Source organism: Pseudarthrobacter sp. J1738, from assembly GCF_050490315.1.
In the GTDB taxonomy this organism is placed as follows: domain Bacteria; phylum Actinomycetota; class Actinomycetes; order Actinomycetales; family Micrococcaceae; genus JBNPEO01.
Genome location: NZ_JBNPEO010000001.1, coordinates 381,516 through 404,377, shown reverse-complemented (window position 1 = coordinate 404,377; position 22,862 = coordinate 381,516). Strand labels below are relative to the sequence as shown.

Below are 22,862 nucleotides of genomic sequence, written 5' to 3'. Positions count from 1 at the left end.
CTTGGGGGTGTGAACATGCCGTTCTCCTATTCATGGCCAACCTGGCTGCCAGTCGCTCTGATGGTGGGCGCAGCCGCCGTATACGCGTTGCTACGCTGGATCGTCTGGACGCCGCGCGAAGGCAGCAATGCCGTATCGATCACTCAACACGCGCTGTGGGTGGGCATACTCGGCTGGGTCTTCAGTAGCCTCCAAAACACCCAGCAGCCGAACCCGTTCGGCAGCATCCCGGGGCACTTGGCGGTGCCAAGCGGGTTGCCTGGACCAGACCAAGCGCAGCTTCACGATTTGTATCTAGGTCACTGGCTCAGCGAACAAGTTCCGGCATTGCTGCTGCCCGTCCTCGCCGTTTTGGGCATTCATGCTCTGGGTCAGCTCAGTTACCCCGGACCCCGGCGTAGCACCCGCCAGGCGGCTCTGGTGGTACGAAGGATTGGCGATTTTCTCCCGCGAGTGCTGTCCTGGGTCACCGCTGCCTGCTTCGTTTCGAGCGCTGTATTTATTGCTCTGCTTATCCCGCTGCCCGGTTTTTCACCCATGGACGCCGGTGTGGATGCTGACGGCGTAGCCCAGTTCGGCGCTCAATCAGGACGGTTAGAAGGGTGGTTCGTAGCCGCCTCGCTGGGCGGTGGTTTGGTCCTGCTAGCTGCCGGAACCGTGGCAGTACTCGCCCTGATCACTCGACGCCGTGCCATCGAAACGCTGAGCACCGATGAGGACCATGTTCTCCGCAGGATCGCCATAAACCGGCTTTTGCGGACCGTGGCCACCATTGCAGCCGGACTTGGTGTCACCGCCGCGGCCTACTCGCGCATCACCATGCCCACCGACAACTTCACTGGCACGTCCGGATCCTGGATCAACATCGCGGGGATCATCAACATGGCGATTCTTGTGGTGATGTTCTTGTGGCACCCGCCAGCACTCAATGCTTACGACGGCGCGGCGTCGGGTTGGCGCGCTGGTGCGGCACCATTGTCCTCGCCGGAAGCGAGAGCCACCCGGCTTGTGACGTCCGTGGGCACAGCGATGCCGCTGGGTGGCCTAGTAGCGATCATCCTTGTTGTTGCAGGCTGGGGCGCGACGTTCAATAACCAAGAGCCCTGGGTGAGCGTCACCGCCGCCGGCGTCGGTTCTCTGATAGCCCTGTGCGCCGGCGAATTGCTGCTACAGCGCAATTACTGTGGCAATCGGGGCGAGAGCCCGGTAAATGCAGTGGAGCCGAGGACCAGCCACTGGGTGTGGACTGCACCGTGGCTTCTTTGGACCACGGTGGCGGCGGCAATCATCGTGACAGGGGCAATCACCGTGGCGGCTATCGGGCCCCGCTTGTGGGAGATGGCGGGCGGCGCTTCCGTCACCGATTCACAGGCGAACCCAGACCTATCGACCAGCTATGTTGTCCCGGTTCCCGCTTGGATTGGCGCGAGTGTGTGCTGTGCCGTCGTCGTGGTGTTTGCCGTGTTGTGCGTTGTGGTGGCATCCCGGCGCCAGTCCCTCACTGCAGGGAGCCCCGCACGGGATAAAGCGCTCCGCCAGATCACCGTGTACCGCGCAGTCAAGTTGTTGGCAGCGAGCTGGCTCGGCATCGCTGGTGTTGTCCTAGCTTCCGCGGTGGGCAGCATTCGCATGCTCCAAGATCAGCCAAACGGCTACCAGGCACTGACTAGCGTCCCCGTTGGCCAGTGGATCGGCATCCCGCTCATCGCCGTCGCGGTCATATTGTGCGTTATCCCACCAAGCACCAAGCTCACCGCGACTGGCGCCCTTAGACTGCCGCGTTCGGCTTCCTTGAGGGATGGCTAAGTAAATGGCCGCTCGCATCGTCGTCGATCTAGACTCTCCGATTCCCCCCTATGAGCAGATCCGGCAGCAGATCACCTTGCTAGTGGGCTCCGGACAGTTAACGCCTGGCACGCGGCTGCCCACGGTGCGAGCTCTAGCCGCCGATCTTGGTGTTGCAGCAGGAACAGTGGCACGGGCGTACCGGGAGCTTGAGTCTGCCGGTGTGGTAAGCACCGCCCGCCGCTCGGGAACCACAGTCGCCAAACTTCCGGCCTCCGCAGTGACCGTACCGCCGCAGGTGAGTGCCGCCGTCGAACACTTGATTAGTGAAGCGAAAACTGCCGGGCTCGATGCCGACCGTCTAACGGCCCTGGTGCGGGGCGCGTTCGAGGCCACTCGCTGACGCTGGCGCCGGTAGACTTTTGGCCATGAGCATCCCCACGCCCTATGAAGACTTGCTGCGCGAAGTACTAGCCAGCGGTGTAGCTAAGTCGGACCGTACTGGCACTGGAACTCGCAGCGTATTTGGCCGCCAAATTCGCTTTGATCTGGCAAAGGGTTTCCCCTTGATCACCACCAAGCGAGTGCATTTTAAGTCCGTGGCGGTGGAACTTTTGTGGTTCCTGCGTGGGGATTCGAATGTGCGTTGGATGCAAGAACAAGGCGTCACCATTTGGGATGAATGGGCCGATCAAGCTGGCGAACTGGGCCCGGTTTACGGCGTTCAGTGGCGTTCATGGCCCACCCCGGGTGGCGAACACATTGACCAAATCGCGCAGGTAGTCGAGGAACTCAAAACCAATCCAGACAGCCGCCGGCACATTGTCTCAGCGTGGAATGTTTCAGAACTTCACAACATGGCACTGCCTCCGTGCCACGCGTTTTTCCAGTTCTATGTTGCTGACGGGAAGTTGTCCTGCCAGTTGTACCAACGTTCGGCTGACATGTTTTTGGGAGTCCCTTTCAACATTGCCTCATACGCTCTGCTGACTCATATGGTTGCTGCTCAAACTGGGCTCGACGTTGGTGAATTCATTTGGACTGGCGGTGATTGCCACATTTACGACAATCACGTGGAACAGGTTCAAGAGCAGCTTTCCCGGGATCCGTATGAGTACCCGCAGCTGACGCTCCTTCGCCATCCTGAGAGCATCTTCGATTACACCCTTGAAGACTTTGAGATTTCCAACTACCAACACCACCCCACGATTAAGGCACCGATCGCCGTATGAGCACCCCGGAAAATCCGAGCATTCCGCAGGTCATCTTCACTGAGGAAGTCGCCGCGTCCATGACCGGGATCGGCTTAATTTGGGCGCAAGCGTCTAATGGCGTCATTGGCAACCAGGGCGGTATGCCGTGGCACGTGCCCGAAGATCTTGAGCACTTCCGCAAAATGACCACCGGGCACCCCGTAATTATGGGCCGCAAAACGTGGGAGTCATTCCCAGAAAAGTACCGCCCGCTGCCGGATCGCACCAACATTGTGATCACACGGCAGAGTGACTGGAGCGCGCCTGGCGCCGTTGTGGTTAATTCATTGGACCAAGCGATCATAGAATCGCAATTTTCTCCGGGCGGTCAAAAAGTTTGGATCATTGGTGGCGGCGAGATTTTTGCGCAGGCAGCAGAAATCGCAGACATCGCGATCGTCACGGTTATTGACGTGGAGGCCGACGGCGACACAAAGGCGCCGGACTTGGGCGAGGATTGGAAGTTCGCGACCGTGATCCCGCAAGAAGGTTGGCTCACTAGCCGCACTGAAACCCGCTACCGCTTCACAATGTGGCGCCGGACGGAGGCATAAATGTCTAGCTTGAGCGTGCTAAAACGCCCCGAAGCTCTTTTTGTTTTGGGTTACATGCTGTTGCCGCTGTTCGCACTACTTTCGGCGATTGTGGGGCTGACCATGATCCTGAGTGGGCAGAAGATTATCGGCGCAATCGTTTTGGTGATCCTGACGCAGGTCTTCGTTTTTGGTTCCATGTGGGCGCTGCGGACGCGCAAACGCGTTGTTCTGCTTGAGCAAAACCCCGGCTCTGCTGACAGCTAGGTGGGGAGTCCACCCCCTCGCGCATTTTTGACGTTCGCTTTACGGTAGGGACAGATATTTTGGCGGGTTAAGCTGTTTCACGGCTTGGGAGGCATTTGATGGCAGGGAATTTTTGGGGTGCAGATGTGGCCCAGTTGCGAACTCTTGCGCAACAGTTCGGCAAGGCTTCAGACCTGCTAATGCGTCAGTCCTCGAACCTGAGCAGCGAGATCAATGGGAACCAATCGTGGAAGGGCGCAGACAGTGCGCGCTTCAAGTCGGAGTGGAACGGCAGCCACGGGGCGTTGATTACGTGCACTGCGCAAGCGCTGCGCAAGCACTGCGCCAGCACTGCACCAGCACTGCACCAAGAGTCAAAACAGTTAATGCTCAGGCCTCCGAACAGGAAAAGGCCAGCAACATTTCCACCGGTGCCGGCCGCGGAACTGACGCACCAATCATCCCCGGAATCCCTGGCGGAAATTGGTCCTTAGCCGGCCTCTTGGCTGGCTCGGTTGGCTTGATACGGGGCGGCATGGGCATTCACAAGTGGATCAAGGCGCCCTTCACTGTCACCAAGCTTGCTTCGCAGTACGGTTGGATGCTGAAGAACGAGAAAACTGCGTTTATACGATCGTTCCAAAAAGGTCTTCACCGCGTCAATGGCCCGGTATTACGCACGGAGCGGTTGATTACCAACGGCCCGTTGGACGACCTGCTCAAGCGTGGCACCGCGGTCAGCAAGTTTGTGGGGTCGACTGAAAAATATTCGGTGAGATCTGGTGGGTCTACCTCGCCGTACTGTATCCGTTCTGGGCCGCGTGGACCTACTACTTCAAAGAACGTCGGGCCGAAAAGGCCCGCAAGACTGCCGGCCTCTCGCACCCGCTTGAGTCACCTCACCAACGTAAGAATCGGCGTCGGGCCCGTCCAAAGCTCTAAACTGAAGACATGACTCAATCAGTAGGCCTCGTCGGTTGGCGCGGTATGGTCGGTTCCGTCCTGATGCAACGTATGCAGGACGAGGGCGACTTCGCCAACATCAACCCAGTTTTCTTCTCAACCTCCAACGCTGGTGCCAGTGCCCCGGAACTTTCCGGCGCGGCGTCTGGCAGCGCGGGCAAACTCGAAGATGCCTACGATGTTGAGACACTCGCGAAGCTACCGATCATTGTCACGGCACAAGGCGGGGACTACACCCAACGCGTTCACTCCCAGCTGCGCGAACGCGGCTGGGACGGCCTCTGGATCGATGCTGCGTCAACGCTGCGAATGAACCAGGACTCGATCATTGTGCTGGACCCGATCAACCGCGACGTCATCGACCGTGGGCTTGCCAACGGCACCAAGGACTTCGTGGGCGGTAACTGTACCGTCTCCTGCATGCTCATGGGCCTGGGCGGACTGTTCAAGAACGGGCTGGTTGAATGGGGCACATCCATGACCTACCAGGCAGCGTCCGGCGGTGGGGCGCGGCACATGCGCGAGCTCCTCACGCAGTTCGGCACGCTCAACGGTGCGGTCAGCGCAGAACTGAACGATCCGGCGTCGGCCATTTTGGACATTGACCGCAAGGTGCTGGAACAGCAGCGCACCGGCGTTGACGCCACTCAATTCGGCGTCCCGCTCGCCGGTTCGCTGATCCCCTGGATCGACGCGGATCTTGGCAACGGCCAGTCCAAAGAAGAGTGGAAAGCCGGCCAGGAAACCAACAAGATCCTTGGCACATCCGGTGACAGCCACATCGTGATGGATGGCTTGTGTGTCCGTATCGGCGCCATGCGTTCGCACTCTCAGGCGCTCACGCTTAAGCTCCGTGAGGACCTTTCCGTAGCCGAGATCGAGAAGCTGCTGGACGAGGACAACGAATGGTCCAAGGTGGTTCCTAACACCAAGGAAGCATCCATGGCCGAGCTGACACCTGTGGCGGCGTCCGGCACCTTGGACATCCCGGTGGGACGTATCCGCAAGTTGGAAATGGGCCCGGAATACATCAGCGCGTTCACAGTCGGCGATCAGCTCCTCTGGGGCGCCGCCGAGCCGCTGCGCCGTATGCTCAGCATCGCCACCGGCAACCTCTAGGACGCCAAGAACCTGAGATATTTTGCGGCCTGCTGCTCGAAAGACTTTTGAGCAGCAGGCCGCATTTGCTCACTAAAGGCTAAAGGTTCGACGACGTCCTTAGGACCCGTGCACTGGTGCGCCCAAGTGCCGCACACTCGGCCTCCAACAACGATGGTTTTTAGAAAAACACCGTTGCCGCCAGGCACGATTTTTGCCGCGTGCTGAGGGTCCAAAACGTCGTCTCGATCCGCATACCCCAGGATGAATTCATCGAATCCAGGGAGTGCAAGGACACTTCTGGCACCGGGGACTTTGTGGATCCCGCTGAACAGGTCCGGCGCGCACCAATACTCCCGCTCGTTAATGACCCGCTTCTCCAGCTTGTCCCCAATGACTTCCATAGCCCGTCGGACTTCGGTGATGGGTAGTTTGCTCCACGAACTGAAGTCCGCCATGGTCGCCGGTCCGTGACTTGCGAAGTAACGCTGGGCAAGCTCGGCAACGCTCTGTTCGCGTTCCAGCCGCCGCGAGAAAGGGATCCATTCGTTAAATTCTCTGAATAGTTGCTGATTGCCTTCCAGCGGGCCTTGAACCAAAACAGCCATACGGCACAGGGTTCCGAGCATTGTGATTCCACGCTGAGCCTTGGTTCGTTGCCCTGCGCGTTCCCACGCGTCAAACAACTCGGCCCGCGTGCCTCCATCGGCACCACTGTTCCTCGCTTGGGCTACAAGCTCCACTGCTACTTCGGCGCATTGATCAAGATCGGCATCAGTAATTTCAAGTTCCCGGAATCGGGACTTCATTGCCCGGTGCAGTCGATCACTTGTCAGCTCAAGGATCCAGCCAAGGTCCTCCGGCATTACCAGGTGGAGGGTGCCACGCATGGGCCAAGACCGAACGATCTCCCCCGAGTTGATCGCTGCCCGGACCGATTCGAGCGAGAGTTTGCCACCGCCGATATGAACTCGAAGGCCCACGGCCCACATTGCCGACGGCAGGTCCTGAGCCTGCATTGCAGTCATATGCCTGACAACGTCTGCGGGTGTTGGCGAGAAGCTAGCCTCAGTGGCCAGCAGTCCTTGAGCTTGTAAACGCAGTCTCCCGATCACGTGTTCATCCTAGTCGGCGCGTTGGCCCGGGTCAGGTTGAGCAATAGCTGCTTAATCAACGCAGTTGAACACGATCCCGGCAAACTCCCAGCGACCATTCAGGCGCAGCATTTAAGCTCGATTTATGACCATCAGCGAATTGTGGCCTTTGCTGCGACCGCTCAGCAAGGGCCTTGCCGTACCCGCGTGGATCCTCGCCATCGTGGGAATGGGAGCGGCGTTGGTCGTCGCCCTCACCAGCACCATCCGAGTCTCAGCGGGACTGAATCTCCTCCAACTAGTTGGAGCCATGTGCGCAGCCCTCTCGATGGGAATGCTGGCTATAGCCGCCATCCTCCAGCCACCACTGAACACAGAAGCCCACCGCTGGTCTTTGGCCAACGAGCTACCTGCCATGGTCCGCAGCTTTTGGGCCGGCGCCCTCATTATGGCCGTTGGAGTTTTGGGTTTCGCCCTAGCCGGTTGGCTACGTGTTGATGGGCCAACCACCCAGTCGATCGCTTTCACTCAGGTGTTTTTGACTGGCGCTGCAGCATCCGGCCTCACCTACATCCTCTTGGCCAAAGCCACTCCCGAAACCACTGAATAAAAATCTCGAAATTATTTTTGCCGTGTGCCTGGTTTTGGCTGGTTCTGCGGCTAAATTGTCAGACCCTGCTGCAAGGCTGTGGCTATGGAGAGATTCTCAGCGTTGAGTGCGGAAAGTCTAGACGCCTACCGGGTGTTGATGTCTTCCGTGCGCGCGCTGGGATTCCCCCAGAATGGTGCTGGCACTAGGGCTGATTCCTTGGTTGATGTAGCTGCTCCTAGTGCCGGCACCATTGCTTTTCCTGTGGCTGATGCCGTGGATTCTGTAGGTGAAGCTGTTCGTGGTCGGGTGGATGCTGCCTTGGATGCTCTGACAAGTGTTGCCCGGGTTGAGGCCCAAGTAGCGGCACTGAAAGTCCGGTTGCTTCAGGACATCACTGATGCCACTGACGTCCTCCTGGCACCGGAGGCTAGCCCTCAGGATAGGGCTGTTAGCCAGATGAGTATGGTCGCTGAGGTTGCGTGCGCGTTGACTGTTAGCGAAACCGTGGCCGGGACGCTGATCCTCGAGTCCCGGCAGTTGAGTACGGAGTTGCCGTTCACGCTGAGAAGTCTTCAATTGGGGGAGATTTCTTGGGCACACGCACGCATCCTCTGCAACGAAGTCCAAGGCCTAGAACGTGGAACAGCCGCCGGGCTGGAAGCACACTTTTTGGACCCCGATGCTATGAACCCTGCCCGCGGCTGCCCACCAGGTGAACTAGTCCCGGCACGCTTCAGGGCCAAAGTAAAAGCCTGGCGAGAACGCCACCACCCGGCAAGTATCACCATCCGGCATGTGAAAGGTGTTGCTGATCGCAGGCTCGAGTTCACCCCGGACCGGGACGGTATGGCATGGCTGTCCGCCTACCTGCCAGCAGACAAAGCTTCAGCAATCTGGAACCGTGCCACCCAAGCAGGACGAGCACTCCAAAACCCTAAAGAACCCCGAACACTCACCCAGCTACGGGCCGACACCGCGACCACATGGCTCCTTGGCGGCACCGACAACAACGGCAACAACACAAGCAAAAACAACACGATTGAAGACGGCGCTGGTGAGGGGTTCACGTCGCCGCGGGCTCAGATTCAGGCGCAGGTTCTTGTGACCGTCCCAGTGTTGTCTTTGATGGGGGTTACGGAAGAGCCTGCCGTGTTGGACGGTTACGGGCCGATCCCACCAGCCATGGCACGTGAACTTGTCGCTGAAGGCGCCGAGACTTTTCACCGGGTTCTGATTGATCCGGTCAATGGTGCACCCTTAGAGATCGGACGCAGTAGTTACCGGGTTCCTAAGGCTATGCGGCAATGGTTGAGAATGCGCGACGGGAAGTGCCCGTTCCCAGGATGTAACAACAGTTCCCTGGACAACGACGCGGACCACATCCTTTCCTGGGCCAGCGGCGGCACTACTGGTATCAGCAACCTCGGGCAGCCGTGCAAGAAACACCACAGACTCAAACACTCCAGTACTTGGCAACCAACCATTGCCACTAAACACGAACCGCCCGGCTGGATATCACCCCACGGAAAAAACTATCCGAGTGAAACCCAAAACTGGGAAACACCCTGGCTGCCTCCAGATTGGGCTGACGAGCTGGCCGACGTAGCCTTGGAACAGCATGCCCAAAATTGGGAACATGCTCAGCTTCGCGAGCAGGAGAAACGAAGCAAGCAATGGGAGCTAGCGCTAGCCAGCCTGCTAACCCGGTAACCCACTAACCAGCGCCCCAGCACCGCAGCGTGAACGCTCAGAGTTCCTCGCCAATAATGAGCGGCTCCGCGTGCAGCTCGATACCGAAGGTGCGCTGTACGCCGTCGCGCACTTGACGGGCCACCGCCAAAATGTCCGACGCCGAGGCTCCGCCGCGGTTGGTGATAGCCAGCGTGTGTTTGGTGGAAAGCGAAGCCCGTCCGCCAGACTCGGACCCTGAATCGAGTCCAAAGCCTTTGCCAAAGCCTGCCCTATCGATCAGCCACGCCGCCGAAAGTTTCACCTTGCCGTCTTCCCCAGCCGGGTAACGAGGAGCATCGGCGGGCAGGCTTGCCGCAACTTCAGCATCAACTATCGGGTTCGTAAAGAATGATCCCGTTGATGACGTGTCCGGATCGGACGGATCTAGAACCATCCCTTTGGATGCCCGCAGCTTGAGTACCTCGCGGCGTACATCGTTTGAGTACGCGCGCTGGCCCACCTCAACACCGAGGTGCTTGGCCAATTCTGCGTACTTGATGGGTGCGCTCATCCGCCCAATCGCCAACTGGAACTCCACTGTAAGCACCACATAACGTGGCGATCCTTCAATGGTGTTCTGCTTGAGGATCGAGTCCCTATAGCCAAACTTCAGCTCAGAATTTGTGAATGTTTGTACTGCATTCCGCTCACGGTCCCACGTCCGCACAGCAGCGATCGTCTGTGAAACGTCTGCCCCGTAGGCACCAACGTTTTGTACGGGCGTTGCCCCTGTGGCACCAGGGATTCCAGAGAGCGCCTCAATGCCGGACCATGCATGTTTAACTGCGTGTTCCACGAGCGCATCCCAGTTGTGGCCGGCCTGGACAACCACCGACACTCCCCCGCAAGAGTCCTCGGAATTGACTACAAAGCCCTCGGACGCAATCCGCAGGACCGTGCCATCGTAGCCCTTGTCCGAGATCAGCAAGTTTGATCCGCCGCCGATGATCAAGAGTTTTTCGCCAGCAGCATCTGCTGCCTTTACAGCCTCAATGATTTCGGCTTCGGTCGCCGCTGTTACAAGTTTCCCTGCGGGGCCACCCACGGCTGCAGTGGTCAAGGTTGAAAGCTGTGTTTGAGTCACCTCACCAGCCTACCGCCCGGTGACCTCTTGTTTCCGTGCCACGGGTGCCAAGAAGTATGTCAGCACCAACATCACTAGAACAGCCAAGAGCGAGTGAAGGATACCCACGTGCTCGGCCAAAAGGCCCAACACCGGAGGGCCACACAAAAATGCGCCATAACCAATGGTGGAAACCACGGACACTCGGGCTGCTGCCTTGCTGGGATCATCGGCGGCAGCCGACATTCCCACGGGGAAGCCCAGCGATGAACCAAGGCCCCAGAAAATCAGGGCCACGTAGGCAAGCCAGGTGAATGGCGCAAATACAAACAGTGCCAAGCCAATCAGCGCCATTGCTGCACTCACACGCAGCACAGGAACCCTGCCAAATTTGTCCAACAAATACGTTCCAGCGAAACGGCCAATCGTCATGGAGGTAACAAAGAGCCCGTAGCCCATAGCGCCGTTGGCGTTGGATTCGCCATACCCATCAGCGAGCGCGAGTGCCACCCAGTCCCCCGCAGCACCCTCGGCTAATGCCAAGCCTAGAACCAGAACACCCAACAACAGTGTTCGCTTATCCCGCCAGGCTTGAGCCACCAGCCGTCGGCTATCCAGCGGTGCACTGTTTGCACTTCGAACATCAGCAGCTCCAGCGGCAGTGCCACCAGCAGATCCGCCTGCGGCGTGATCCAGGAGGTCACGATCAACGGCAACCAAGTCCGGTGTCAGCGTCTGGATAGGTCCGGTTTCAACACTGAGCGGTACCACCGGGGTTTTATCCGCCAAAAAGTATTTGGCGCCAATATTCACGGAAACTGCCACCACAATCCCGGCAGCCAGCAGATGGTAAAAAACTGGCAAGTGAACGGCTGCGGCCCATGCCCCAACACCCGCTCCGAGAACTGTTCCCAGGCTAAAAGACCCGTGGAGGCGCGGCATGATGTGCCTGCCTAGTGCTCGTTCTACCGAGGCGCCTTCCACATTGGACGCGGTGTTCCAGCTGGCCGTCCCAAGGCCAACAATGGCAAGTGCAATGCCGGCCAACACAGAGCTATCGAAGACCGTGGTGGCTAGGCCGGTCAGGGCCAAACCCACACCAACGATGGTGCTGCCCAGCTGGATGGTGCGCTTGGAACCGAGCCGAATAACAATCAGTCCGGACGCCGAGACGGACAGAAATGATCCAGCTGTCATACACAAAAGCAGTAGACCAATAGTGGCGGGAGTCAGCTCCAAGGCGTCACGAATAGCAGGCAGACGTGAAACCCAAGAAGAGAAAGCAATTCCGCTGGCCCCGTAGGCCACCACTACACCGTTGCGCCATTTCAAGATTGGCGCGTCAACAACCCCGTTCAAGAAATTTTCACAACCGCCTGGGACTTCATCAAGACTTTCTGTCCGCCAGCGATGACTGTCAGATCAATACGTGCGGTCCCGGCGTCCGGATCTACAGCACCCACCACACCACTGACCTCAATCGCAGCACCGGGCTCATCAGTACCAGTGGTGTCTTGAACGGGGACCGGCTTTGTGAAGCGTGTTTGGTAATCCACGACGGCGGCAGGGTCGCCAATCCAGTCGGTCACCAATTGCACTGCGGCACCCATGGTGAACATACCGTGTGCGATCACACCGGGAAGCTCAACCGCTGTGGCGAAGTCGTTGTTCCAATGAATCGGGTTAAAGTCACCTGATGCCCCGGCGTACTTAACCAGATCTTGGCGGGTGACGTTGACGGTAATGGAGCCGATTTCTTGGCCCTTTTCCAGCTCTGCGACGTTGATACTCACGTTTACTGTCCCTCTCCGCGAACCAGGATGGATGAGGTGGTGGTGGCGACGGATTCGCGCTCACCGGATGCTGTGGAGAAAATTTCGGCCCGGGTGCTGATCATCGCGCCGCTGCCCATGGCGCGGACGGAGTCCACGTGAAGTTCGGCTTGAAGCTGGTCACCGGCAACGATGGGGCGGTGGTGGGTGAAGCGCTGTTCGGCATGCACCACACGGGAGAAGTCAATTCCGGACGCTGGATCTTCGATGAGTAGAGCATCGGCTCGCTGCGCAACAATAATGGCGAATGTTGGCGGGGCCACAAGATCTTTGTGCCCTAGGGCCTGTGCAGCTTCAACCTCAAAGTGGGCTGCGTGTGTGGCTTTTACGGCGCGGGCGAACTCGCGAATTTTCTCGCGTCCAACCTCATAAACGTCGGCGGCCGGGTAGCTGCGGCCCTGCAAGTCCGGATTAATACTCATGGCATCTAGCCTATCTGGCGAGGGCTTGTGAGTAGCTACTTCTTGAGAGTTTTACGTATCTGACGGGCACGATAAATCAGTCCGGCCACATGAAATAAAAGCCCGACGCCGATGACCGGCAACGCCGCCATCGCCAGGGACGGGTTGTGTTTTACGTTTCCCACGATAGTGATCACAATGCCTACAGCGATCATGCCCATGGCACCAAAAACCAAGGTCTTGTAGGTGTTGGAGGCAGTGGCCCAGAATTCGTTTAGCACCGTGCAAGCTTATCGCTTATCTAGAACAGCGAGTCTTGGACCGTGGGCTGCACAGATTCGAACTCACCCCATTCAAGCGCTCTGCCTTTGAGCTGGTTGAGGTCCACCACGAATTGTGGCGATTCCGGATCTCCCAAAAGCCGTACCAATGCGCACGCACCTGAGAGGGACAACAGTTCAAAGCCATGTGCCCCTTCGAGCAATGCGTTGGGGTAAGCGTGCCGTAAGCCCTCCGCCGGTGATGCCACCAAGTCAGCCAGCGCTGGACGTTCCCAGATTTGCGCCACCGGATCAAACTGCCCGGCTGTCAGTGGATGAGTTTGAGCATAAGGGCTCTCCAACACTTCCTTCGCCCGGCGAGCATGCTCGGTATTGATCTTGGTCAGTTCGCTGTCACTGAGCGGGCTCAGTAGCCCGGCGCTTTTGGCGGCCGAACGGATTTGTTGCGGCAGCCCGGCGTCGCGCGTTACGGCGTCTTCTAAAATCCGCACCGCTGTGCCGTTCTGGGCGGTGGCCACAAATTGGGCTACTACTGCCCCCTGTTCTGCCAAGCGCTGCCACTGGCGAAGTTTTGAGGCCGTGCCAACTTTGGTGCCACCGCCCGCGAAGGTGGCAACGTACAGCCAGTGCGGCTGGGACAAGTACTTCCTCAGACCAGCGGGGACCTGCCCCCCGCGATGCGAGTCATGCATATGCCGGGTTTCCTCGCGGGCAAAGCATGGCCCACATTGATATCCGCGTTCGGCTGCGGAACCTTGCGGGCAGGCTATCTCGTCGCGGTGAGTTTCATCGTGCACTTTGACGTATCCCAAACACCACTTGCTGGCGTTGATGGCCCGGAAACCCAACCTCACGCCAGGTTCCAAAGGAATGTCGGTGGCTTGGGCGTTTTGCCCCGTACTAAAGCGCAAGACGGGTGGGTGGCTAGGGGCATCCCAAGCGACGGCGCGAAGTATTTCGGGACGGCTTACTTCCGTGTGACGTACTTCAGGGTGACCTGCCGGCGTCGAATTTTCCGCTTGCACGCCGGACGGCACCATGGTTTGGGAGGTGAGTTGCTTAGAGAGCTGGCTGAACGCCAAAAGCGGTGGCGAGCTTCATGATCTTCTCGGCGCGGCCCAAGCGGGGCAAGTCCGAACCGTCACGGATGACACGGCCGTTGGCCTCAAAGTCGTTCATAAAGTCCGTAGCCCAAGCAACATCTGAAGGCGTGGGGCTAATAACTTCGTTGATAACCGTGGTCTGGTCAGTAGCCAGGCACAACTTTCCAGTCATACCCATGGTCACGGTGATGCCTGTCTGCTCACGCAAGATTGGGTGGTTGGTGCCTACGGTGGGGCCGTCAATGGGGCCCGGCAAGTTACCAACACGGCTAGCCACTACAAGCTTGGCGCGCGGGTAAGCCATTGCTTCCGGTGTTGCAGCCATACCGGTGTCGCGGCGGAAGTCGCCGGAACCAAAAGCCAAGCGGAAAGCACCCTGTGCCCGGGCAATGTTGTTAGCTTCTTCAATTCCAAGAGCGGATTCAACCAAAGCCACCACAGGAGTCTTGCCGTCCATCCGGTGGAAGGACTCAGTGACCTGGTCAGCGGATTCGGTCTTCGCCAGCATCACACCGAGCAAGCCGGGGGTGCCGCGCAAACCAGCAAGGTCATCGGCCCAGAACGGACTAATTGCGTCATTGATACGTACCCAAGCGCTATTGCCAGCGTTCAGCCACTTCACAACGTTCTCGCGGGCTTCATCCTTCTGAGAAGGGTCAACGGCGTCTTCAATATCCAACACCACAGCGTCCGCTCGGGAGTTCGCTGCCTCAGCAAAAAGCGGCGTTTTCATAGCATTTACGAGGAGCCATGAACGGGCAATCTCGGGACTAATCGAACGTGTTGGTCGTGCGGACTCGGCGGCGGTGGGAGACGTCATAGTTCTACCGTAGCCCTCCGAGTGCGCACTGTGCCAAAGTTTCGCCCGTAAGGTGAGCAGAACAATATGAACACAACCCGTGCCGTGCGGTTTTGTTACAGTTCTGCGTCTTCTAGATCACAGTGTCTTGTAGACATAAGTGTGAATTAGAGAGCTGCGTCGATTTCCTCAGCACCGTCAACGAATTCGATGGTGCGGTGAATCGTGTCCGGGCGCTGGACCACAGCAGCCACCACCAGTGCAACGTTTTCGCGCGAGACGCTTCGCTGGGCCGGAGTGCTATCAACAACTGTGATTTTCGCCGTCGCACTTTCTTCGGTGAGCGCCCCGGGGCCCAAGACCGTCCAATCCAAATCTGTGGCCCGTAGGTATGCGTCGGCGGCTGCCTTGGACTCGGCGTAGGCAAAGAAGCTGTCCTCCGGCGGCACGCCATGGTTTGGGCCTGCCCCGAGGTAGGAGACCATAACGTAACGCTTGACGCCTGCAGCTTTCGCGGCGTCCATCGAGCGGATTGCCGCGTCACGGTCCACTGCGTAGGTGCGTTCCGGAGCACCCCCACCGGCGCCGGCAGACCATACAACGGCGTCGAATCCCTTAATTGCCTCGGCGATCTGCTCCGTGGTGGAGTTTTCAACGTCCAAAACCACGGGAGTAGCACCCACAGCGGTGATGTCATCACTTTGCTCCGGTTTACGGATAAAGGACGTTACATTCACACCGCTATCTTCGCCACTTAGTACACGCGCCACATGTAGCGCTACTTTTCCATGTCCGCCAATAATCGCGATTGAAGTCATGGTTCCAGCATTGCACTGCTCCCCCGGGGCTTGGCCAGTGATCTAGCCACAAGCGAACACGGGAATAGCCCGAAATTGCACTGTCAGAGACAAAGGCTCCCAGCTACTCCGGCATAATCATGGTGCGCAGATCAAGCTGACGCAGCACTCGGTCAGCGACTTCCGGGTCAACGTCAAGCTCGTTTCGCGCGGCCAAAACCTCTTGACGGGCGGCATCAAGAGCGATGGTTTGCACGGCGATAGCCAGCTCCCGGCCCCGCTGAATCTGTTCCTTGACTGGTTCGCTGCGAAGACTACCGTCCAACAATTCAGCGTGGAGACGGTGCATCTTTTCCTTAACCAGCTCTTTTTTCTCTTGTGGAAGAGCACCAATCAATTCACTGCTTTTTAGCGCCGCCATGGCCGCGGACTGTGCCCGGTGAGCCAACACTCGGGCAGATTCGCGCTCCTCTGAGCCGTCCTCTTGAGCCTTCAAAACACGCATCAACGCGGGCAGCGTCAAGCCCGGAATAACCAGGGTGGCCATCAGAACGGCACAGGCCACCACAATCATTTCGTGCCGGCCGGGGAAATCTTGGCCGTTCGCGAGCGTCTGCGGCAAGGCCAGCGCCAAGGCCAAGGTGGCCAGCCCGCGCATACCGCACCAGCTCAGGATCAGTACCTCTTTAGCGGAGCGAGGCTGCCATGCGTCGTCCCGCCGCCGGGCAGAAACAGCGAGCAACCACAGCCACGCAAAACGCACAGCGATCACTAGGACACAAATGGCCACGGAGAAGCCGATCATGCCAAAAATCCCGGCCCCCTCGTCACGTACCACTTGCCGAATTTCCAGACCCACCAGCCCAAAAGCGAGCCCCGTGACAAGCAGCTCCACAACATCCCAGAAAGCGGTGCGGGTAATACGCTCCGCGGCGTCCTCCGGGCGGGCGTGGCGTTTGAGTTCCAAGGCCACCACCACCACGGCAATAACACCAGAAGCATGCACTTCTTCAGCCAAAATGTACGCTGCGAATGGGACCACCAAGGTGATGGCGCTCCGAGCAACCATGGAGGTGACAAGTTTGGTGATCAGCGAAGTTGCCCAGGCCATAACAACACCGACGGCCACTGCAAGCACGGCGCCGAGCAAAAATTGCAGGACCACTCCCCAGCCAAGTTGTGTCTGGTTGGTGGCAGCAGCCACGGCGGCCTGAAAGATCACAATGGCTGCGGCGTCATTAAACAGCCCCTCGCTTTGCAACACGGTGGTCAATCGGCGGGGCATGTGAACCCGCCCAGCCACCGACTCCACAGCTACCGGATCCGGCGGGGCCACCATTGCTCCGAGCGCGATGGCGGCGGGGATACCGATACCGGGGATCAGCAGCCAGGCTGCACCGGCAACTACCGCCGTGGTAGCCACCACAAGTCCGACGGCGAGCATCAGCAGCGTCCGCCAACGCACCTTAAACACTGCCCAAGAGCTACGTTGCGCTGTGGCATACAACAACGGTGGCAGAAACACCGGCAAGATCAGTTCAGGATCAAACTCAAAATCAGGGAACCCCGGAACAAAAGTCAGCCCGGCGGCGAGGATCAGCATCAGCACCGGGTACGGCAATTTGAGGCGATCCCCCAGACCCACTGCAATGACCGTTGCCGTAAGAAGTCCGATGATCAAAGCGAGTTGGTCCATGGAGCTATTCTCCTGCACTGCTCTCAACTAGTGGCACTTTCACAGCTGAGGGATTACCCGTTGCGAAGGTGCCACAGTTTTAACGTCTAGAAACTAGGGCATCAGCCACACAGTGGTGTTGGCTGGCAGTTGACCCTTAGTCACCGGTGCTGAACTGACCGCAATATCACCCTCCGGGAGTGCTACAGGCGCGGTTCCGAAGTTGGTGACACATTGCCACCCGTTGGGCCGCGTGAAGTGCAAAACGTCAGGGCTGCTGCTGGGGAGCCACTCCAGTTTTTCCTCGGACTGAAGCTGAGACCGGAGCTTTAGTGCTTTGCGGTATAGCTCGAGGGTAGAGCCTTCCACACCGTCTTGGGATTGCACGGAGTAGTCAGCAAACCAATGTGGTTGCGGCAAATGCGAGCCGCCGTCACCAAAACCAAAGGAGCTTCCGGTACTAGTCCATGGCAGTGGGACACGGCAACCGTCGCGGCCAACGTCCACACCCTTGTTGCGGAAGAAAGCCGGGTCTTGGCGTGCAGAATCAGGAATCTCAGAACCGACTTCCTGCAAACTGAGTTCCTCCCCTTGGTACAGATAGGCGGAACCAGGCAGGGCGAGCATCAGCAAGGAGCCCGCACGCGCCCGGCGCAAACCCAGCTCGGCGTTCACATCTTCACGCAGGCCCCCGTCTAGAAGCCAGCGTTTGCCAACTTGTCCTGACATAATTTCGGTTTCGGACCCGGAGGGCTCAGACCCAGCGGATTCAGCTAAGCCGTAGCGGGTGGCGTGCCGAACGACGTCGTGATTTGAAAAGACCCAGGTGGACGAGGCACCCGAGGCTTGGGCGTCCGCGAGGTTTTTGCTGATGATTTCTTTGAACTCATTGGCGTCAAAGTTGGCCTGCAAGAGGTCAAAGTTAAACGCTTGCCCCAGACCTTCCGGGCTCGCATAGCGGGCACGACGGTCTGTGTGCACCCATGCCTCAGCCACAGCGGTGCGAGGCGGATTGTATTCATTGAATAGCTTGCGCCACTCGGTGTAAATCTCGTGGACGTCGTCGCGGTCCCAAAACGGGTGGGTGCCATCTACAAAGCCGTCGGCGCCGTGTGATTTAGCCTCAAGCTGGGCCTTGCTGGGTAGCGGTTCAGAAAGGTCCTTGACTAGGGCGTGAGCTACGTCGATGCGGAATCCATCAACGCCACGGTCAGACCAGAACCGTAAGGTTTTGAGGAAGTCTTCACGCACTTCAGGATTGTCCCAGTTAAAGTCCGGCTGCTCCTTGGCGAAAATGTGCATGTACCACTGCCCCGGAGTTCCATCAGGTTCAACAATCCGTTCCCAGGCTGGGCCGCCAAAGACTGAGTCCCAGTCGGCCGGCGGCACATCACCATGGGGACCCAGCCCATCACGAAAAATGTAGCGGTCACGGGCGGCAGAGTTTTTGGGCGAGGCGAGGGCTTCTTGAAACCACTCGTGTCTATTCGATGAGTGGTTGGGCACAATGTCCACTATGAGTTTGATGCCTGCCTCGTGCAAGGCGGCAGCCATCTCGTCAAAGTCCGCCAGAGTGCCCAACTTTGAGTCAACGTCGCGGTAATTGTCCACATCGTAGCCGCCGTCTGCCAAAGCCGAAGGGTAAAACGGACTCAACCATACGGCGTCGATCCCTAGCTCTTTCAAGTACGGAACCCGCGAAGTGATGCCCTTGATGTTGCCGATGCCATCTGCATTTGAGTCGGCAAAGCTACGCGGGTAAATCTGGTAAACGGAGGCTTGGCGCCACCACGTTGGCGAGGACATCCGATCGGAATCGGAACGTTCTGGCAAGGAAGCGGGAGTGGACAAGATGTTTCCTTTTACTAGTTGCTAGTTGACGTTGTTGCTGCTTCGTAGCCGATGAGCCAACGGAGGCCGTACTTGTCGGTTACTTGACCGTCTGAACCGCCCCAAGGGCGCACCGCTAGCGGGTCAAGCGCCGAACCGCCCTCGGCGAGCTTGTTGAACCACTCATGAAGGACTTCCGGTTCCGCCGTACCTAAGAGCGAGAGCAACAAGCCCTCAACCCGGACACTTGCCTCGCCTTCGGCCGCATCCGAGCCAGAGATTGAAATAGGGCCCCGAAGTTCACCGTGTGCAATTGCTGTGGGCGGGCCATCCGTGCGGTTGAACTCTTCGTAAGTGAAGAGGGCAAGCTCGCCGCCGAAGATGCCCTGATAGAAAGTCAGAGCCTCGGCGGCAGTACCGGGGAAGCTGATGTACACAACTGGTGCAGTCATAACAAGGAATCCTAGAGCTAGAAGACAGGATGACGGTTCAGCTACTAGCCTGAAGCGCCTAGCCACAAATGTCTAGGACCGGCCTTGGGGACCAGCGGTACAGCAGTTGGCGCTAAGCGTGTGACCGCGGTTCCGGGCTGTGGTTCATTTGGTGCCAGAGTCGTCTTCACTCCGTTGGGACCTCAGTGATTACTGTCTTTTGAAGGATCCGGTGTTTTGGCCGAGGTGGCGGTAGAGCGTCGCGCGACTCCACCCGACCAGGCGTGCCGCGTCTTCGGCGGTGCGTCCCTTGGCGCGGGCATCCTTGGCGATAGAGAGTTTGTCCGCGATCACCGCCGGGTCTGAGAGTGGCCGGCCAAAACGAGTGCCGGATTGCCGTGCCGCGGCGATCCCGGCGTTGACGCGTTCCACGATCAGCTCGCGCTCGTACTCGGCCAGGGATGCCAGCAGGTTCAGCATCATCCGTCCGGTCGTTGCCGCGGGGTCGATTCCGTCCGAAATCGAGCGGACGTTCACGCCGCGTTCGCGCAGTAGGTTCACGGTGTTCAGGACATCGACCAGGGAACGCCCCAGCCGGTCGACCCGCCAGACTACTACGGTGTCCCCGGCCTCGGCGTATTCCAGCAGCTTCTTCATCCCGGGCCGCTCGATCGCCGTCCTGCTGCCGGAGGTAACGTCGGCGAACACGTCCCGCTTTTGCACCCCGTCTTTGACCAGCGCGTCGAGCTGAAGCTGCGCGTCTTGGCTTGAGGTGCTCACCCGCGTGTATCCCAAATGTCTCACGCCCTCATTTTGGCTCAGAAACTCCTAAAATCCAAGCAGGTAAGACGTTTTACGGTGGGACGACTTTCCGAGACATTTTCTGCCCCGCCACCCCGGGCCAGATGATTTATGAATGGAGGCGTGCACCTGTGTCTCAAAAAGCTTTTGTTTTTCAAGACACCGGGTGGCGGGCTGGAATTTCACGGACATTGCAGGGCGCGCCGGCTCGATGGCTGATAGCTAGTACCTGGGGATGGCACTCGATTTTCCATTTGAGTTACTAACTAGTAGCGTGACTCAGAACCACTCCCTGTGGTTCTCGTCACAATATTGAAAAAGGACGGTTAACATGAACACGAAGCAGGCAGAAGAGACGATCACCACTCCCGATGGTTTGACGATCATCCCCACTTACGTTCCGACGATCGAAGAGACGGTCAAGGCCAGCGGTGGACACCGTCAGGCGACGCTGCCGAACATCATCGACCCCCAGGCGTAATTTCCTAGACTCGGAGAGTGATGCGTAACAATCGCGAAGACCTCCGGGTCCCTGATGCCAAGGCCGACGTTTATCTCGTCGGCCTTGGCATCGGCGGATTCGAGCGTCGCACGGTAGAGGCCGATGAAGTACTTAAGGAATGCGCAACGATCCTTCACCTGACGGCCTTTCACGATGAGCTTTCCTCCCGATACGGCGCGGAGGTCATTAACATGAGTGACATCTATGAGTCGGATTCAGATGCGCAGAACGTCTACGACGCTATGACCGTTCAGTTCATGGACTACGCCATGGGCCGCCTCTTTCTGGGACCCGTGGCGTTCGTTTCATACGGGCACCCTCTCTTTCTTGTGGACAGCAGCTGGAGTATCAGTGCTCATTGCCGCGAAGCTGGTGTCCGAGCCAAGGCGCTCCCGGGGACCTCATTCATCGATCAAGCCTTAATCGATCTGGGTGAACGCTTTGACTACGGGTTTCAAGCACTTGAGTCGAACCATTTTTTTAAGCAGAAGATCACCCCAGATTTGCGGCTTCCATTGCTCATCTCTCAAGTAGGAGACTTTGGCAGCGGTGAGCTGCGCACTTCAGGTCGCGTCTTGGAACGCGTCCAGCCACTTTTCGATCGCATCCGGGCCCTCTATCCGAAGGATCGAGCCTGTGCGTTGTTCTTCTCATCCTGGAGAATGGACATGGCCCCTGATGTTCGGTGGTCAACTGTTGGGGAACTTGATGCTCTAGCTTCCTCCATCCACATCGGATCAAGCCTGTATGTCCGTGGCTCCTTCACATTTTGAGGACAGTGGATTGAATTTTGAGGACAGTGGATTGACTCGCCACCATTTAGATCTGGAGTTCTGGGGCGTTTTGGTGTCGGCACGCTGCGAGTCGGCGGCAACAGCGGAACATCTGCGTCACTATTTCCGAGACTACGAGGTAGATGCCGGGGTGCCCGCTGACCTCGACATCATCTTCACAGGTGAAGGGCTTCCCTTCTCATCTGAGACACAAAGTTTCATCCGATATGCAGGTGAACCCGGCTGGCGGGAGATTGGTGCGGCTGAACCGACCGTGTTGCCACCGTTGGGACATCCACGACTCCGTAATGCGTTCCGGACAGTTCATGCCAGCGCAGCCGTTCCCCCTCAAATGCACAAGAAGGCACTGCTCCTGACCGGCATATCAACCGCCGGTAAATCGACGATCCTTCTCGAGCTCCTACGGCGAGGATGGGGGTTTATTGCCGATGACACTGTCCTTGTGAGCGAAAATAATACTCTTTGCCCCTTTACTCGCCCCATAGGAATACGCCAAGCCACAGCCGACAGATCCCCGTGGTTGACGAAGTATCTAGATAAGTCCCCGGCTTTTGAAACACCAACCGGGATCACGCGCATGGTCCATGCCAAAGATCTAGGAGCTTGGGTTCCTGAAAGCGAAACTCCATGGAGCTGGACAGTACTCCTAGTGCCTTCAGGCTCCTTTTCTACGATTCAGCTCGGACCCAGCACCATTGAAATGAATCTAGACATCTCAACACACTTGAACTTGGCAGTGGAAGCAATTACCGATTTCGTGGGAGACGAGCAATGACATCGGCCACGAGTGAGTCCCGGCACCTTGAGATGTCATTCTTTGGCGTAGGGCTTCATCTGAGGGCCTGTGAAAAGGACCTGTCCGACGCGGGATTTCTCTACGAGCAATTTCTCTCCCCTGTTTCACACCCCGAGCTGATCGTGGAGCTCGACTGCACCGAGTGGCCGAACCGCGGCTTCTTCACGAGTCTATTAAGCAAAGATCGATTGCTTAAGCGCATAGGTATCAGAGCCGGCCGAAATAGTCCGCTGGAAAAAGACACAGAATGGTCATTCCGGGAATGGTCCGAGCACCCGTCTCCTCTACCACCGCTGGGCCACTCTTCCCTGAGCATTTCCACAGCCACGACGCCGGGCGCGGTAGTGCGACTCCGTGGAGATGTCTATTGTCTGCTGACGGGAGATAATTACGTGGGAAAAACGTCGACTGCCTTGGCTCTGTGTGCGCAAGGGGCGGCGTTGGTAACAGACAACATGGCCA

The 22,862-nt window shown here is 58.2% G+C and carries 24 protein-coding genes; 11 read left to right on the top strand and 13 right to left on the bottom strand.

Translation table 11 applies throughout. The features are described from left to right. The first annotated feature begins 9 nt into the window (after positions 1 to 9). The 6 genes from ACQR35_RS01920 (at position 10) to asd (ending at position 5,899) form a co-directional block, all read left to right on the top strand. Positions 10 to 1,806 (top strand): hypothetical protein, encoded by a 1,797-nt coding sequence (locus ACQR35_RS01920; protein WP_430269070.1) that lies wholly within the window; start codon positions 10 to 12, stop codon positions 1,804 to 1,806. A 4-nt stretch (positions 1,807 to 1,810) separates the two neighbouring features. After that, positions 1,811 to 2,188, top strand: coding sequence for a GntR family transcriptional regulator (locus tag ACQR35_RS01915; protein ID WP_430269069.1), 378 nt, complete (start codon positions 1,811 to 1,813; stop codon positions 2,186 to 2,188). A gap of 25 nt (positions 2,189 to 2,213) precedes the next feature. Further along, positions 2,214 to 3,017: a thymidylate synthase gene (locus ACQR35_RS01910; RefSeq protein ID WP_430269068.1), complete on the top strand. Its 804-nt coding sequence runs from the start codon at positions 2,214 to 2,216 to the stop codon at positions 3,015 to 3,017. Then, the gene (locus ACQR35_RS01905; protein WP_430267978.1) at positions 3,014 to 3,592 is read left to right on the top strand and encodes a dihydrofolate reductase; all 579 of its coding nucleotides are present in this window, start codon (positions 3,014 to 3,016) and stop codon (positions 3,590 to 3,592) included. The genes ACQR35_RS01910 and ACQR35_RS01905 overlap by 4 nt, the downstream gene beginning before the upstream one ends. Positions 3,593 to 3,607: 15 nt before the next feature. Beyond that, complete coding sequence (locus ACQR35_RS01900) at positions 3,608 to 3,838, top strand: NF038396 family protein (protein ID WP_430268121.1); 231 nt, start codon at positions 3,608 to 3,610, stop codon at positions 3,836 to 3,838. A gap of 930 nt (positions 3,839 to 4,768) precedes the next feature. Beyond that, on the top strand, positions 4,769 to 5,899 hold the full coding sequence (gene asd / locus ACQR35_RS01895) for an aspartate-semialdehyde dehydrogenase (RefSeq protein WP_430267979.1): 1,131 nt from the start codon (positions 4,769 to 4,771) through the stop codon (positions 5,897 to 5,899). Here the strand turns inward: asd and ACQR35_RS01890 are convergent. Then, positions 5,896 to 6,993 (bottom strand): winged helix DNA-binding domain-containing protein, encoded by a 1,098-nt coding sequence (locus ACQR35_RS01890; protein WP_430269067.1) that lies wholly within the window; start codon positions 6,991 to 6,993, stop codon positions 5,896 to 5,898. The genes asd and ACQR35_RS01890 overlap by 4 nt on opposite strands. Positions 6,994 to 7,117: 124 nt before the next feature. On the opposite strand from ACQR35_RS01890, the gene ACQR35_RS01885 reads away from it, so the two are divergent. Then, entirely contained in the window at positions 7,118 to 7,582 is a 465-nt protein-coding gene (locus ACQR35_RS01885) for a hypothetical protein (protein WP_430267981.1), read from the top strand. A gap of 84 nt (positions 7,583 to 7,666) precedes the next feature. Further along, a complete protein-coding gene (locus ACQR35_RS01880) occupies positions 7,667 to 9,274 on the top strand; it encodes a DUF222 domain-containing protein (protein WP_430269066.1) in 1,608 nt (535 codons plus the stop codon). A gap of 37 nt (positions 9,275 to 9,311) precedes the next feature. Here the strand turns inward: ACQR35_RS01880 and ACQR35_RS01875 are convergent, their stop codons facing one another. The 12 genes from ACQR35_RS01875 to ACQR35_RS01820 all read right to left on the bottom strand — a co-directional run bounded on the left by ACQR35_RS01875 (position 9,312) and on the right by ACQR35_RS01820 (position 20,311). Further along, positions 9,312 to 10,379 (bottom strand): UDP-N-acetylmuramate dehydrogenase, encoded by a 1,068-nt coding sequence (locus tag ACQR35_RS01875; protein WP_430269065.1) that lies wholly within the window; start codon positions 10,377 to 10,379, stop codon positions 9,312 to 9,314. 9 nt (positions 10,380 to 10,388) lie between these two features. Next, positions 10,389 to 11,717 (bottom strand): MFS transporter, encoded by a 1,329-nt coding sequence (locus ACQR35_RS01870; protein ID WP_430269064.1) that lies wholly within the window; start codon positions 11,715 to 11,717, stop codon positions 10,389 to 10,391. Then, the gene (locus ACQR35_RS01865; protein ID WP_430267984.1) at positions 11,714 to 12,151 is read right to left on the bottom strand and encodes a MaoC family dehydratase; all 438 of its coding nucleotides are present in this window, start codon (positions 12,149 to 12,151) and stop codon (positions 11,714 to 11,716) included. Before ACQR35_RS01865 ends, ACQR35_RS01870 begins: the two co-directional genes overlap by 4 nt. A 2-nt stretch (positions 12,152 to 12,153) precedes the next feature. Beyond that, positions 12,154 to 12,612: an FAS1-like dehydratase domain-containing protein gene (locus tag ACQR35_RS01860; RefSeq protein ID WP_430267985.1), complete on the bottom strand. Its 459-nt coding sequence runs from the start codon at positions 12,610 to 12,612 to the stop codon at positions 12,154 to 12,156. Positions 12,613 to 12,647: 35 nt separating this feature from the next. Then, positions 12,648 to 12,872, bottom strand: coding sequence for a DUF3188 domain-containing protein (locus ACQR35_RS01855; protein ID WP_430269063.1), 225 nt, complete (start codon positions 12,870 to 12,872; stop codon positions 12,648 to 12,650). Positions 12,873 to 12,892: 20 nt separating this feature from the next. After that, a complete protein-coding gene (locus ACQR35_RS01850; protein WP_430269062.1) occupies positions 12,893 to 13,897 on the bottom strand; it encodes a DUF2797 domain-containing protein in 1,005 nt (334 codons plus the stop codon). A gap of 34 nt (positions 13,898 to 13,931) precedes the next feature. Beyond that, the gene (locus ACQR35_RS01845) at positions 13,932 to 14,795 is read right to left on the bottom strand and encodes an HpcH/HpaI aldolase/citrate lyase family protein (RefSeq protein WP_430267988.1); all 864 of its coding nucleotides are present in this window, start codon (positions 14,793 to 14,795) and stop codon (positions 13,932 to 13,934) included. Positions 14,796 to 14,941: 146 nt separating this feature from the next. Continuing rightward, positions 14,942 to 15,592: an SDR family oxidoreductase gene (locus tag ACQR35_RS01840; protein WP_430267989.1), complete on the bottom strand. Its 651-nt coding sequence runs from the start codon at positions 15,590 to 15,592 to the stop codon at positions 14,942 to 14,944. A gap of 103 nt (positions 15,593 to 15,695) precedes the next feature. Beyond that, the gene (locus ACQR35_RS01835; protein ID WP_430267990.1) at positions 15,696 to 17,267 is read right to left on the bottom strand and encodes a Na+/H+ antiporter; all 1,572 of its coding nucleotides are present in this window, start codon (positions 17,265 to 17,267) and stop codon (positions 15,696 to 15,698) included. A gap of 93 nt (positions 17,268 to 17,360) precedes the next feature. After that, on the bottom strand, positions 17,361 to 19,097 hold the full coding sequence (locus tag ACQR35_RS01830; protein ID WP_430269061.1) for a glycoside hydrolase family 13 protein: 1,737 nt from the start codon (positions 19,095 to 19,097) through the stop codon (positions 17,361 to 17,363). Positions 19,098 to 19,111: 14 nt separating this feature from the next. Beyond that, on the bottom strand, positions 19,112 to 19,528 hold the full coding sequence (locus ACQR35_RS01825) for a VOC family protein (protein ID WP_430269060.1): 417 nt from the start codon (positions 19,526 to 19,528) through the stop codon (positions 19,112 to 19,114). Between the two features lie 189 nt (positions 19,529 to 19,717). Next, positions 19,718 to 20,311, bottom strand: a complete 594-nt coding sequence (locus tag ACQR35_RS01820) for a recombinase family protein (protein WP_430269059.1) — start codon at positions 20,309 to 20,311, stop codon at positions 19,718 to 19,720. 328 nt (positions 20,312 to 20,639) lie between these two features. Between ACQR35_RS01820 and ACQR35_RS01815 the strand changes: the two genes are divergently transcribed. Genes ACQR35_RS01815 through ACQR35_RS01805 form a run of 3 tightly spaced genes read left to right on the top strand, consistent with a single transcriptional unit; the run spans position 20,640 to position 22,379 of the window. Next, positions 20,640 to 20,789: a hypothetical protein gene (locus ACQR35_RS01815; protein ID WP_430269058.1), complete on the top strand. Its 150-nt coding sequence runs from the start codon at positions 20,640 to 20,642 to the stop codon at positions 20,787 to 20,789. A gap of 20 nt (positions 20,790 to 20,809) precedes the next feature. Next, entirely contained in the window at positions 20,810 to 21,583 is a 774-nt protein-coding gene (locus ACQR35_RS01810) for an SAM-dependent methyltransferase (RefSeq protein WP_430269057.1), read from the top strand. 31 nt (positions 21,584 to 21,614) lie between these two features. After that, complete coding sequence (locus tag ACQR35_RS01805; RefSeq protein ID WP_430269056.1) at positions 21,615 to 22,379, top strand: hypothetical protein; 765 nt, start codon at positions 21,615 to 21,617, stop codon at positions 22,377 to 22,379. Positions 22,380 to 22,862: the final 483 nt, after the last annotated feature.